Genomic DNA, 13,981 nt, shown 5'->3' on the forward strand with positions numbered 1-13,981 from the left:
CTTTTTGAACCATTTATGAATACTCGCCACCGTTTTTACTTTGTTTTCCCTTTCGGTTTACTCAGTATCACCGACAGCTTTATTATCTTACCATATCCATTTCTAAATGTCAAGCCTTTTTCGACAAGTTTTTTGAGTTTGGCTATTTTGTATTTTTAAACTATCTTTCTGCCGCCATTTAATGTGCATATTCAACACATCTATCACGTTTTAAATCCGAACTTATAAGTAAATACCATTTTCTTATTACACTTCCCAAAAAATTAAAAGTCCTGCCCAAAATAATATATTGTTTTCCGCCCAGAAAATCATTATAATATGTATCTTGAAAAGTTTAAAGAAAGGAAAGATCAAAATGTCATCACCCCGTGACCTCACGGAAGGAAAACCAATGAAGCTCATTCTTGGCTTCGGCATACCAATGCTTTTCGGATTTCTTTTTCAGCAATTTTATAACCTTGCCGACACCGCCATCGTCGGCAGATTTTTAGGAAGTGACGCTCTTGCCGCCGTAGGCAGTACAGGCTCACTTAATTTCCTCGTCATCGGCTTTGTAATGGGTGTTTGCAACGGTTTTGCCATACCCATATCCCAGATGTACGGCGCCGCCGACTATAAGCAGCTTAGAAAATACGTCTCAGGCTCCCTGTGGCTGTGTATCTTCTTCACCGTTATCATAACCGCAATAACACTCATTTTCTGCTCGGACATTCTTCTCGCCACCAATACCCCCGAGGACATATTTGACCGTGCCTACATCTACATATTCACCATCTTTGCAGGTATCCCCGCCTATTTTCTCTATAATATGACCGCCGCCATACTCCGCTCCCTCAGCGACAGCAAGACCCCCGTGACCTGGCTTGTCATAGCGTCTGTAATAAATATAGTGCTTGATATCATCTTTATCCTCGTCTTTAAAATGGGCGTGTTCGGCGCAGCGCTGGCAACGGTCATAGCCCAGTTCATTTCGGGAGCAGGCTGTCTGATAAAGGTCTGCCGGGGCTTCCCAATACTCGTAATGTCAAAGGAGGATCTGAAGCCATCGGGCAAGCATACGGGAATGCTTCTTGCAATGGGAATACCTATGGGACTTCAGTATTCCATAACCGCCATCGGCTCTGTAATACTCCAGACCGCCGTAAATCAGCTTGGAACGACGTACGTCACCGCTGTAACAGCCGCCAATAAGATATCAATGTTTATGTGCTGCCCCTTCGATGCAATGGGAAGCACAATGGCGACCTATATGGGTCAAAACGTGGGCGCACGAAAATGGGAACGCCTTAATAAAGGTCTCGGAGCCTGCACCCTTCTCGGACTTATCTACTCGGTCGGGATACTCGGCATTATCCTCCTCACAGGCGACTATCTTGCAATGATATTCCTTGATAAAAGCAGCGCCGATCTTATCCCACTTGTAAAGCAGTTCCTCATAACCCTTGCCGCATTCTATTTTCCCCTTGCGCTTGTAAATATAGTGAGATTTTCCATTCAGGGAATGGGCTTCTCGCCCACAGCCACCTTTGCAGGCGTACTTGAAATGATAGGCCGCAGCGCAACAGCATATTTTGTGGGCATTATCGGCTTTACGGCAGCCTGCTTTGCATCACCTGCCGCCTGGATACTTGCGGATATGTTCCTTATCCCCGCATATTTTCTCTGCCGCCGAAAGCTTATCGTCAAAAACGCAGACGCCCCACAAACCATATGATAAAAAGCTCCGCACCGTTACGCAGGATTCAGCATAACGGTGCGGATTTTTTTGCATTATCCATTTTCCTTTTGAGAGCAAGCACTCTCGGGCGATTAAATCTTTGTATCATAACGAAATACATATCAATAAGGCAGGCGAAAACCGAGGTGATAACAAACACGGCAAGCGCCCCGAACCTGAATGAAAACAAGATAGGCACAAAGGACAATACCATAATTATCTCGTGAACGACTTCCGCCTGAGTCATATTATGCAGAAGCTCTTCATATGTCCGCTCATTGATGTCAAACTGCCACGGCTTGGCAGTTATTGCATTTCGCTTGTGCTTTTTCAGATCGATCTTTTTATAAACGAATTTTTCAAAACGGCTCTGACGATACCATTTTGCCTCATACCGAAATTCTTTTTTAGCATACAGAATAGTAATTATCTCCCCCACCGCAAGCCTCATAATAAAATGATAGAAAACAGTAAGGAAGGTAACAAACAGAGCAAAGAAGACCCCGTTATCAAAGCGCTTATCCAATAAATAAAATACCGCCGCCAGCACAGCAAACAGCACCATTGCAAGTATCAGAAGAATAAGGGACTTTGATACTTTTCCCACAGCATTTCCCTTTGGCATAAGTCTGCACCCTTCCGTAAAAAAAAGCTTGACACACAGACAAAGTATATCATAATACCGTCTGTGTGTCAAGCAAGCGCAGAAACAGCGCCTTATGTTTTATGAGGCAGTCTCTCAGGCTCTCTCTTTATGTACTTTATCCATCTCACATTAAGCCCGTGCCTTTTCTTCATCTGCATAAAGCTTACGGCAAGGTCAATAGCCATGACCCCGATGAGCAGTACAGACAAAGGCTTGATGTCATCTGTGTTCATCATCGAAATAACGCCCATTATGGGCTCGAAGCAGGCTCCCATAAAGGAGGTGATGATAGCCGCAAAGCCAATGCTTGTGGGGATAGATGTGTACTTTGTGATGTGGAGAGGTATCCAGTTGTAATTCCAGTATTCAAAGCCGCATACCTTTTCCACCAGATGGCCGAGAATAAGCTCGCCCACGGTAACTATGACCATTGAGCAAAGGAAATAGATAAAGAATTTCTCCGCCTTGGAAGCGTTCACGGTTATATGTCCGGGAAGGGTCATATGCTCGGGGGTGCCGAGGAGCAGGTACATTCCCACAACTAAAAGACCATAGCCCATAAGAAAGGGCAGGTGCATATTTCTGTTGTCAATAAAACCCTTTGTAGCGGCAAGCCAGAGATTTTCCAGCGTGAAGCCGAGGAACGATATGAACGCTATCATTATTCCCAAAGAGTAAATATCATAGCCGTATGTCATAGAACATAACCCCTTTCTCTGAAAATTTATGTAGTATTTTCATTCTATGGTTATATTCTACAGCATATTCCGCAACTAAACTTCAACCGAACCTCAATTTTTGTTGAGGCGGGTGACGACCCGCGGCGAGACGTTCTATAGTTTATCCGGGCGGCAGACTGACGGCTCGGTAACGATACAAATATACGAACCGATATATCCGATTTTTTTAAGTTCAATCTGCCCTAAGCGTCACCGTAAACCGAGACCCCTTGCCCAAAACGCTTTTCACATCAATGCTGCCGCCGCAAAGCTCCGCTATCTGCTTCACAAGAGCAAGCCCCAGACCGCTGCCCTCGTCCTTTCGGGAGCTGTCGGACTGATAGAAACGGTTGAAAATGTGCTTTTGGTCCTCCTCGGAAATGCCGCAGCCGTTGTCCTCAATGACAAAAACAATGGTGTCCTTTTTGCGGCGCAGGGTCATTTTAATGCTGCCGCCCTTCTCGGAAAATTTAACGGCATTGTCGATGAGATTTACCCAGATGTGGAGCATAAGCCCCTCCGCACCGTTATAAACCGTCTCCTCAAGGTCAATGTCAAAGCTTATGTCCTTTGCGGACCATTTCGACTCAAGAAGAAGTATGGCACGCCGTATCTGCTCGTCAAGTCGAAAGCTCTCGGTCTTTGCGGGAATCGCCTGATTTTCAAGCTTTGAAAGAAGCAGGATATTTCCCACCAGCTCCGAAAGCCTTTTTGTGTTGAAGAGTATCTTTTCCACATATTCCTCCTGCTCTTCGGGGGGAATATTTTTCTCCTGCAAGAGCATTGCATAGCCTTCAATGGCATTTATGGGAGTCTTGAACTCGTGGGAAACGCTTGAGACAAAATTTGTCTGCAGCTCCTCAACAGTGCCAAGCTCGGAGGTCATAAGGTTGAAATTGTCATAAATGTCTCTTACCTCGGTGACAACGGACTTTGTCTCAAGCCTTACGGAAAAATCACGCCTTGCCACCTGCTCCATAGCCTTTCCCAGCCTTGTAACGGGCGACAGGATAAGACTGCTTGCAAGCCGTGCAAAAACAAGCCCGAGAATTACGCTGAATATCATAAGCCAGCCCGTAGACGGAATGTTCAGCGCGCGATGGAAATAGTAATTGAGGATATATGTGATAAGCTCCGCAAAGCCCAGCGTCAGCATTATCACAAGAATGATTATGAGCGTAAAATAGATGATAATTCCAAGCCCCGTTTTCTCCCGTTCCTTTTTCATCAGAGCTTCACCACCTTGTAGCCCACTCCACGCATTGTGACGATACGGAAATCGGGATTGTCACGAAAGCGGTCTCTGAGCCTGCCGATATGCACCTCAACGGTGTGAGCCTCAGCGTCCGACTCGTAGCCCCAGATATCGTCCATAAGCTGCTGCTTTGTAAAAATTTTTCCGGGATATGAAGCCATTTTATAGAGGAGCATAAACTCCTTCTGAGGAAGTTGAACGCTGCCCTCGCCGGTTGTAACGGTCATTGAGTCGTATTCAAGAACGGTGTTGCCGATGACCTGACGGCGGTCGTTAATCATCTGGGCACGTCTTAAAAGCGCCCCCACACGAAGCACCATTTCATTTACATTCACAGGCTTGACCATATAGTCATCCGTTCCCGATGCAAAGCCCTCACGCATATCATCATAAGCGTCCTTGGCGGTTATCATCAGTACGGGAGTGGTTATGCCTGCCTCTCTCAGGGAGCGCACAAGCTCATAGCCGTCCACCTTTGGCATCATTACGTCGGAGATAATAAGGTCGAAGTATTCCTTGTCAATGAGGTCGAGAGCCTCGCTGCCGTCCGCCGCTCCCACAGCGGAGTATCCGTTTCGGGTGAGAACTCTCTGAAACAAAAGCCGAAGCTCCCTGTCGTCCTCGGCTATCAGAATTTTAAACATAAAAATGACCGCTTTCCTTTCAGCTTTGGGATATTTCCCTTTATGTCACATTATAGCATATGGGGGCGGGTTTTGCAAGTCGGGTATAGAACGAGGTAAAGGTGAATGTTCTTTATGATTTATTCTTTATTCTTTTTTCTTTATTATTTAAAATCGGTAATTTGTAAACTTTATATAATAAAGTAAAACTAATAAATCATAAATTATATTTTTTTAAATGACATCGGAAATTTTTTATAAAATCCCGTCACATCTCCCCCACTTCGTGAATAAAATATAACATTATACTATATTCACGGAGGTACCCTTATGTTTGACGAATATAAATTTCCTCCCTGCAAGCAGGACTGCTTCAAGGAGGCTGTCACCATCGAGGCAATGCGCATTTTCGACACCTGCTCGGAAAGGGACTGCATAACAGACCTTGCGGTGGCACTTGACCCGGGCTACTGTCTCACCGACTGTATGACGGTAGTAAAAACACGCTGTGCAGAGGTAACAGGCGTGTGCATTTCCGTTGACTGTGTTCCCTTTAAAAAGGGCTGCTATGCGGTGGACCTTACTTACACATTCAGGCTCACAATGGACGCATACGAAAATGCCTGCACCGACGAGGCTGTTACCCTCAAGGGCTGCGCCGTATGGAACAAGAGAGTGATACTCTACGGCAGCAAGGGCAGCTTCAAGACCTTTGACAGCGATGACAATGTTACAGGCGAGACCGACAAGTGCTGCAAGATATGCAGCAAGCCCAAGGTCACCGTAAGCGTTGTGGAGCCTATCGCCCTTGAGACCAAGATCGAGTGCATAAAGACTACCTCGGGCTGTGAGTGTTCCGTTGTAAGGGGCATTTCCGTTACTCTGGGACTTTTCAGCGTTGTCCGCATTATGCGGCCCGTTTCCCTGCTTATCCCCACCTATGACTACTGCGTGCCCGATAAGGAGTGCTGCACTCCCGCAGAGTCTCCCAAGGAAATTTTCGGCAGACTGGAATTCCCCAGCGACGAATTTTTCCCCGGAGCAAACCCCATTCCTGCGGCAGACGTTCCCCCCGACAGCAGCGGATATGAATATCTCCCCGAAAGCAATGAAATGAATTAAACAGAATAGCGGCTCGGTAATGAACTTTATTCTTTCTTCTTTATTCTTTATTATTTATTCTTTAATATAGACACCCCCAACAAAACGTTCTTTATTTTTTTCGGACAACAGACTAACGGCTCGATAACAATAGAATTGTATGTAATTGTTTTTCAAAATGGACTGCAGCGACCGCAGTCCATTTTTTTGTGGAAGATGTAAACCTCCGGTTGACATTATCAATATAAAAAGCAATTCACGTGCGGTGGAAATCCCTCACCGAATATGCTATAATGTAGAAAACAACCACGAAAGGACGGTAAAAAATGAGCCTTGGAAAAAATATCGGATATCTCAGAAAGCAGAAAAAGCTGACCCAGGAACAGCTTGCGGAGAAAATGAGCGTATCCCGTCAGACCATATCAAAATGGGAGGCTGACGAGATAGTTCCCGAACTTGGGAAGCTCATATCGCTCAGCGAACTTTTTTCCTGCAAGCTGGACGCTCTCATAAAAGAGGAGCTTTCCGACCGAAGCAGCATCTATTCGGAGGTGACCTTCAAGCATCTGTCCGCCTTTAAAATGGCAAGGTATGTAATGATAACTCCCAACCCCGAGGACGATGTGAACAGGTATATGAAGGGCTGGGCGGAGCTGTCGGGACTTCTTGAAGCAGACCCCGGCGCAAAGCTTATCGGCTGGGATTTCCCCTTTGTCCCCCCCGAACTGCATATAAGGTTCGGGCTCCACGGCTATGTGGCGGCATATATCCTGCCCGATGGCTTTGAGACCGACTTTCTGGGAGTGGAATATGCGGAGCAGGCAGAAGCGGATTATGCCGTCATCACCGTTTATGACCCCTTTGTATCTGCCTTTGAGCGGATAGGCGGCGCATATAAAATGATACTTGAACATTTGCAGGCAAACGGCTTTCGTGAGAAGCCGAAGGATAACGTGCTTTCCTGCTTTGAGTATGTTTACGAAAAAGACGGTATGACCTGTATGGACGTTTACATTCACACCGAGGGAGTTTCAAGATCGGACGCTTTTACAAATTTTTCGTGACAATATCAAACGACCGCTTTCGCACAAACAAGTGCAAAAGCGGTCGTTTTACTTTTTCATAATATCGGGATTTTTCCTCTTTTTGTCCTCGTAAAGCGCCGAGTCGGCAAATTCCATAAACTGCTGAATATTCAGCTCGGGAGAGCATACCAGCTCGTAAATGCCCACGCTGACGGTAACATTGTAGGGCTTTGAGCTTTCCTTGTTGTGAGCGGCGGCAATGCTCTTTATACGCTCGGGGAGCTTTGAAATTATCTCCCTGTCGTCGCAGATAGCAAAAGCGGCAAATTCGTCTCCGCCGATACGGCCTACAACGTCGGAATTTCTGAGACTGCTCTTTATGACGTTAGCCGCCGTAATAATAGCGTAATCGCCGTCCTCGTGACCGAAGCCGTCGTTTATCTTTTTCAGATTGTCAAGGTCACCGAAAATGACCACCGCCTGTCTGCCCTCATTTTCGGGAGCCTTCAGGATACGGTTTGCAAATACGTAAAAGCCACGGCGGTTGTAAATACCCGTAAGCTCGTCGGACATAGACATTCTGCTCAGCTGATTATTCCTGCTCTGCACCTGATCGATAGAGTTTTCCAGCTGGACCACCAGATTTGAAAGCTTTATAGCCGTGCATATCTGGGGAGTGATAGAGTATATGTAAGGAAAATACTCATTCTCCAGCTCATAGACCATAACGCCGTACTGCTCCTCGTTCATATACAGCGGAAATACTACCATAGTACGACGCTTGTCGGAGGGAGTGTACATATTGTCAAGAATGGCATAGGAGGATATTTTCTGTGCCTCGCCCTTGACGGTGGCAAGCTTGTCCCCGTCGTGGTAAGCCCTCAGAAGCACCGTATCGGGCAGTATCCAGCTGCTCTTTGCGCTGTGAATTACAGGCTCCTCGTAAACATAAATGTAGCTGCTGTCGATATGGGCACGGTAAAGATTATTCACCACCGCAAAGAAGCATTTCTCCACATCGTTTCCGTAAATGGTCATATCCTTGGTGATGTTGCTGATAAGAAAATGGGTAAAGGTGATATCGTCGACCTTGCTGTAATGGATACCCACGATCCTCTCAGCCGCCGCCTCGGTCATATCCTCTGTAATGTTGTCCACCCTGATCATTCTCTCGGGGCACTTGTCGGCGCAGAGAGTTTTTGCGGCAACACGGATATTTTTTGCTATCCGCAGGATCGCCTCGGGAGCCGTGAGTTCCAGGGTCTCGTCCCCGATAAGCCGCAGAAAAACGGCTTTGGAGAGCATTTCATCGTCGTCTCCTCCTCTGCCCTGAGCAAACTCAAGAACATCTGACAGGAATTTTCTGAGCTCGCAAAGAGCCTCGCTCCGTGTTAGCAGCTCATTGTAACGTTCCACCTGATCCGAAAGGATATCATCTGCGATTTTCTGAGAGCCTTCGCCCCTTGCTATCGCCTGTTCCGCAATTGAAACGCCCTGCCCCTTGCAGCCGCAGGAAAATCTGAACACGGGAGATGAACCGAGACTGACATCCTCCACCTTTTCCCTTTTCGCCAGACGAACAGCCTCCGCCACCGCTCTGTATCCCAGAGCCGAAGCGTCGGCACGAACGGTGGTAAGTCTGGGACGGAGCGCCAGAGCCACCTCCGAGTCGTCATATCCCGTAACGGCTATATCTGTGCCCACACGCAGACCTCTGCGTTCAATAGCCTTGTAGCCGCCCTTGCACATCATATCATTTGCAAAGCAGATAGCGTCTATCCTGCCCTCGTTTCTGTCAATAAGGTCTCCCACGATATCGGCGCAGTATTCGGAAAATTTGCCGTATGCCACCATACCGGGGTCAAACTCAATGCCGTTTTCTTCAAGAGCTTCCCTATAATAGCCAAGACGCTCCTCTGCGTCGGAATTTCCCTTCGGACCGCTTACAAATGCGATGTGCTTCCTGCCGTGCTTATTTATAAGATGGGAAACGATATCCTTTATGCCGCTTCCCGAAAGCCTTATGCAGGGATAGCCCTCCACCTTGTTCTCCATAGTGAGGATAGGCAGTCCCCTGTAGCCGTCAAGAAAGCGCTTGAATACATCGGGTGTGACAAAGGAGCCTACCGTTCCCGCAGAAACTATGACAGCGTCAAGAGTTTTAAGTGAAACATAGCTGTACACCACATTGTTCTGATACTCATAGGCTGTAAATTTCTTATCGTCAAGCTGACTGTTGAGGGAACGTCCGGGGAAAATGGCGAGATCAACGTCCAGATCTCTCGCCGCCGCCGTTGCTCCGTTAAGAACAGACTTTGAGTAATCGTTATCAAGATGATGGATCATAAGACCAATTGTAAACCTTTTTCCCAAAGCCATATCACTCCTTTGCACGAATGCCGATTAACGGTGAATTATTTATATCATACCATATCTTTCAACCTCATTCAAGCCTTTTTGTGAAACTATTACAATGATTTTTTTACATCTTTCAGTCCAATAATTTTTGATGATTATTTATAAAAAAATGGAGAAGCCGACAGTTCCCTGCCGCAGACCTCTCCGATAACTTTATTTCATTTCAGCGATCTTCTCAAACTCCAGCTTTCCCCCGAAAATATCCAGAGCGCTGCCCACCGTAAAATCCACATTTCCCTTTCCGAGAGTTTTCAGCAGCTCAATGTCCTCATATGAGCCGATACCCCCCGCATAGGTTGAAACAATGCCCTCAGTATTTCCGAGAAGCGAGGCAATGCCCTCTTCAATGCCCTTCTGCTTGCCCTCTGCATCAACAGCGTGAACGAGAAATTCATCACAATAGCCCTTGAGCATAAGGATATTTTCCTTTGTGACCTCCATATCCGTAAACTTCTGCCATCTGTCGGTGACAATAAAATATTTTCCGTCTCTCTTGCGGCAGGACAGGTCGAGAACGATATGCTCCGCTCCCACAGCGCTTTTTAGCCGCTCAAGACGCTCAAAGCTGATACTTCCGTCCTTAAAAACGTATGACGTGACAATAACGTGAGAAGCGCCCTTTTCAAGATACTCCGAGGCGTTTTCGTCATTCACCCCTCCGCCTATCTGAAGTCCACCGGGAAACGCTTCCAGAGCCGCAAACGCCTGCCTGCGGTCAGCTTCATAATACTCCGAGCCTGCGGGATTGAGGATTATAACGTGTCCCCCCGTCAGTCCTCTGCTTTTGTACAGACGGGCATAATGATCTCCTCCCTGCTCGGAGACGAAATTCTCGTCCGCCGAGGAGTTTTTGTCCGCAAGACTGCCCCCCACTATCTGCTTTACACAGCCGTTATGTATATCAATGCAAGGTCTGAATTTCATAATCAAATATCCCTTTCAAATCATTCATCTTTAAGGAAGCCCTTGCCCAAAGCGTCTTTCAGAGCCTCCTCCATATATTCCCAAAGCTCCTCCGAGCCGTTTGCAATGTGCTTGTTTCTCTCGTGTACCTGACTGTAGGAAACGCCGTGCTCCTGCCAGCTTATGCCGTTTTTGGAAAAGTTCAGAAGCATAGACTGCATTCTGTCCAGCGCCGCCGCAAAGCGTGACTCAGCGGTGTCCATAGCCTCAAATTCCTCCCACAGCTCACGGTACTCCTTCTCCTGATCCTGGGGGAGAATGCCGAAAAGACGGTCAGCCGCCCGTTCCTCACGTTCACGCTTTGACTTGTAGCCTTCCGTGTCATAGCAGTAGGTGTCCCCTGCGTCTATCTCCACAATGTCGTGGATAAGCACCATTTTCATCACCCGAAGAAGGTCAACGGGAACATTTGCGTGCTCAGCAAGGGTCATTGCAAACAGCGCAAGATGAAAGGAATGCTCCGCATCGTTCTCCCTGCGCCTGTGAACGCTTTCATCCCCATCAAGATCACGCATAGACTCCGAACGCTTCTCGTCCTTAATGATATATGTCTGCCTGTAAAGGCTTTTCATCTTGTCCGCCTCAAGAAGGAACTCTATCTGCTTTTTCAGTCTTTCGGATATCATTCAAACCGCTCCTTACCCGTTTTTATTTATACATCTATTATTATACATCTCTCACGCCGCTCTTGTCAACCGAAAAAACAGAGTAATAATTTTGTGAAAAATCGTAAAGCTGCGCTGTCCGAGGATTGACACGGAATGAACAATATGATATAATGAAATGAACGATCAAAAGAAACATAAAGAGGGTGAACGGTATGGTAAGGTGGTTTGTTGAGCTGAATTTCCCCACGCTGATAATACTTGTGTTTATGTCGGTCTTTCTTATATCAAATTCAATATTTCAGAAAAATATAAACAGGACATTCGGACTCAGCCTTATTATGACCATTGTTGAAATGCTCTCCTACTCCGCCGAACTCTGGGCGGCAGGACACGGAGGCTCTGCATCGCTTTGCATATTTTTCTGTGCGATGGGATACTCCGTCCGCCCGATGATAGTATACCTCTTTGTGAAGCTGTCGCTGCGAAACAACCAAACGAACAGATCATCACACTTTCTGCTGCTGCTGCCGATGTACCTGAATATACTTGCAGCCTTTTCCGCATTCTTCACGGATATCGTTTATACATATAACTCCTCAAATGAATTTGTAAGAGGTCCCTTAGGCTACTTTACACATATCGTCAGCATTATTTATATGTTATTGCTGCTTCTGCTGACGATCAGAAGGTTTTGCAGCAGAGACTACTCAGAGGGACTTATCATATTTCTGATAGTGACTGTGAACATCATTGCAATGATAACCGAATCAGTAATGTCAATGTACGGCACGGGAAGGACCGCATTTGCCCTTTCCATCGTATTCTATTACCTGTTTTTCAGCGTGGAGAGCTTCAAGCGTGACCCTCTTACAAATGCGCTCAACCGCCGCTGCTTCTATATTGATTCGGAAAAGCATAAAGATGAACTTACGGCTGTTATCTCCATTGACCTTAACGACCTGAAAAAGATAAACGATACCGGCGGTCACGCCAAAGGAGACGAAGCCATCTGCACGACGGTAAATACTATTGACAAAGCCGTTCTCAGGGGCTGCACACTTTACCGCACAGGCGGCGACGAGTTTATGATACTGTGCATTAAAAAGGAGCAGAGCGATGTGGAAAAAATGCTGGCGGATATCCGCTCGGAGATAAAAAAAACACCCTACACCTGCGCTCTGGGTGCTGCTTACATTGACGGTGAGGATTTTGACAGCGTCTGCGCCAAAGCCGACGCCGAGATGTACAGGGACAAGCAGAAATATAAAGCGAAAACAAAATAAAGGGGTGTCTATGTCAGTTAGTCGATAAACTTCTTTCATAAAATTTTTGGTGATGAAAAAACATTTGATAAAATAAACGCAGCCGCTGTTTCGTTTCAGAACAGCGGCATATTACTGCAAAAAAATACTCACAGTCTCAAAGAAACTGTGAGTAAACTGGTCGAGGTGAGGCGCGCACAGCAGCGGTCATAATCCGAAAAGCCTTTTGTTATGGGTGTAAAGGATCTTTCATCACAGTGCCTGATATGCAATAATTGTTAGTATCACTGCAGCAACTATTGTATTGATTTATTGTACTGCATGTTCCGCCGCACCCGGTTGATATTGATACATCTGAGATAGAATTAGGATACTTTATTTTATTTACAATGGCACTAACAGAAAGTTGTTCTCCAAGATAGCTTTGGTTCTTATCATTAAAATATGCTGCAATTCCTAAGCTGTAATAATTATCCAAAACTTTATACATTGGGTTTTCATAAACAGAATGAAGACTATATAGAATATTTGTATAAGACCGATTTTCGTCTCCAAGGTTATTTAGCATTATGTAATCTGTAATATATCCATTTCTTGAATTGTCAGAATACTTTGATGATTCTGTTAGATTACAGAAATCTTCGCTAAATACAACCTCAAGCCCAACAAAATCGGCAGTACAAAATGAAATCGTTTGAATTTCAATTTCCTCAATTTTAACTTCATCTGACTTTTGGATCAGTCTATCTGCATGCAGCGAGAATATTTTTCCTTGTTTTATAGGAACGTCCTTATTAAATTTGGTAAATCGGCATGTTGGAACCAAAAGGTTGTCTTTCATGGATTTTAAGATATGAATATCTGATTCAACGAAACCAGCAATCTTTTCAAACCGCACGTTCTCAAAAACAGTATTTCCCATTTCTATTCTATCACATTTATACGAATATACTTGTTTTTTACTTTGAGAATTTTTTAACATATGGCAGCCTCTAAAAACCCCGGTATTTTAAGACAAGCGAAAGCACATAAAGTGAATTTGCCGTCTTAAAAGCTAAAGCAGCCTCTATTTGTACTAAAAATCCCCTTTATTATTGCCCTTTTTCCTCAAAAGGGCGCAGTTATCCCTTAACAGGTTGATTTTCGTTTTAAAAATTCATACCTGCAAAAGTTATATATCAGATTTGTCAGACCAATATTGAACCACGCTCGTGTAATCCCGATGTTTCGGATAGTTATTCCGTGCATAGCACCTGTCATATAGCCAAAGATATGCTCAATTCTGCATCTGATTTTGGATTTTTTCCGGTTGCGTTCTTTCTGTTCTTCTGTCAGAGGATGTCCTCGATAGCCCTTTTCGCAAATCTGATTTTCACAGTTTTGGGGCAGCTGTTCTGCTATTGGTTCTCCCGAGTAGGCACTGTCTGCATACAATGCTTCGTCTTTATCGTCAAGGAAATATATGCATCTGTTGCTGTCGTGGAGTGCTGCATCTGTTACCGAATAATTGGTGATAAGCTTGCTGTCCGCATCACATTTCACATGATCCTTATACCCATAATGGACTTCGTTATTCTTCTTCGTCCATCGTGCATCTGTGTCCTTCTGCGCAAGCTTATGCGCATTTTCGGGCTTCTGCCACTC

The 13,981-nt window shown here is 45.5% G+C and carries 13 protein-coding genes; 4 read left to right on the forward strand and 9 right to left on the reverse strand.

The features are described from left to right. The first annotated feature begins 355 nt into the window (after positions 1-355). Positions 356-1,714 carry an MATE family efflux transporter gene (locus ACR0QN_RS12640; RefSeq protein ID WP_432651578.1) on the forward strand — a complete coding sequence of 453 codons (1,359 nt, stop codon included), beginning with the start codon at positions 356-358 and terminating at the stop codon, positions 1,712-1,714. Between the two features lie 28 nt (positions 1,715-1,742). Here the strand turns inward: ACR0QN_RS12640 and ACR0QN_RS12645 are convergent, their stop codons facing one another. The 4 genes from ACR0QN_RS12645 to ACR0QN_RS12660 all read right to left on the reverse strand — a co-directional run bounded on the left by ACR0QN_RS12645 (position 1,743) and on the right by ACR0QN_RS12660 (position 4,981). Continuing rightward, positions 1,743-2,342: a hypothetical protein gene (locus ACR0QN_RS12645; protein ID WP_432651579.1), complete on the reverse strand. Its 600-nt coding sequence runs from the start codon at positions 2,340-2,342 to the stop codon at positions 1,743-1,745. Between the two features lie 92 nt (positions 2,343-2,434). Next, entirely contained in the window at positions 2,435-3,061 is a 627-nt protein-coding gene (locus tag ACR0QN_RS12650; protein WP_432651580.1) for a putative ABC transporter permease, read from the reverse strand. Between the two features lie 214 nt (positions 3,062-3,275). After that, positions 3,276-4,310, reverse strand: coding sequence for an ATP-binding protein (locus ACR0QN_RS12655; protein WP_432651581.1), 1,035 nt, complete (start codon positions 4,308-4,310; stop codon positions 3,276-3,278). Beyond that, a complete protein-coding gene (locus tag ACR0QN_RS12660) occupies positions 4,310-4,981 on the reverse strand; it encodes a response regulator transcription factor (protein ID WP_432651582.1) in 672 nt (223 codons plus the stop codon). Before ACR0QN_RS12660 ends, ACR0QN_RS12655 begins: the two co-directional genes overlap by 1 nt. A gap of 309 nt (positions 4,982-5,290) precedes the next feature. On the opposite strand from ACR0QN_RS12660, the gene ACR0QN_RS12665 reads away from it, so the two are divergent. Next, entirely contained in the window at positions 5,291-6,082 is a 792-nt protein-coding gene (locus ACR0QN_RS12665) for a hypothetical protein (RefSeq protein ID WP_432651583.1), read from the forward strand. Between the two features lie 305 nt (positions 6,083-6,387). After that, a complete protein-coding gene (locus ACR0QN_RS12670; RefSeq protein WP_432651584.1) occupies positions 6,388-7,125 on the forward strand; it encodes a helix-turn-helix domain-containing protein in 738 nt (245 codons plus the stop codon). Between the two features lie 48 nt (positions 7,126-7,173). Here the strand turns inward: ACR0QN_RS12670 and ACR0QN_RS12675 are convergent, their stop codons facing one another. The 3 genes from ACR0QN_RS12675 to ACR0QN_RS12685 form a co-directional block, all read right to left on the reverse strand. Next, positions 7,174-9,432 carry a diguanylate cyclase gene (locus ACR0QN_RS12675; RefSeq protein WP_432651585.1) on the reverse strand — a complete coding sequence of 753 codons (2,259 nt, stop codon included), beginning with the start codon at positions 9,430-9,432 and terminating at the stop codon, positions 7,174-7,176. Positions 9,433-9,657: 225 nt separating this feature from the next. Continuing rightward, the gene (hisA, locus tag ACR0QN_RS12680) at positions 9,658-10,428 is read right to left on the reverse strand and encodes a phosphoribosylformimino-5-aminoimidazole carboxamide ribotide isomerase (RefSeq protein WP_432651586.1); all 771 of its coding nucleotides are present in this window, start codon (positions 10,426-10,428) and stop codon (positions 9,658-9,660) included. A 20-nt stretch (positions 10,429-10,448) separates the two neighbouring features. Continuing rightward, positions 10,449-11,093 carry an HD domain-containing protein gene (locus tag ACR0QN_RS12685; protein WP_432651587.1) on the reverse strand — a complete coding sequence of 215 codons (645 nt, stop codon included), beginning with the start codon at positions 11,091-11,093 and terminating at the stop codon, positions 10,449-10,451. 194 nt (positions 11,094-11,287) lie between these two features. Here ACR0QN_RS12685 and ACR0QN_RS12690 point away from each other — a divergent pair, with 194 nt between their 5' ends. Further along, complete coding sequence (locus ACR0QN_RS12690) at positions 11,288-12,358, forward strand: GGDEF domain-containing protein (protein ID WP_432651588.1); 1,071 nt, start codon at positions 11,288-11,290, stop codon at positions 12,356-12,358. Between the two features lie 208 nt (positions 12,359-12,566). Here ACR0QN_RS12690 and ACR0QN_RS12695 read toward each other — a convergent pair whose 3' ends face one another. After that, on the reverse strand, positions 12,567-13,259 hold the full coding sequence (locus tag ACR0QN_RS12695) for a hypothetical protein (RefSeq protein WP_432651589.1): 693 nt from the start codon (positions 13,257-13,259) through the stop codon (positions 12,567-12,569). A 206-nt stretch (positions 13,260-13,465) separates the two neighbouring features. Continuing rightward, the coding region (locus ACR0QN_RS12700; RefSeq protein ID WP_432651590.1) for a transposase at positions 13,466-13,981 on the reverse strand (516 nt) is incomplete at its 5' end.

It is taken from the genome of Huintestinicola sp. (assembly GCF_050874005.1).
Classification (GTDB): Bacteria; Bacillota; Clostridia; order Oscillospirales; family Ruminococcaceae; genus Huintestinicola.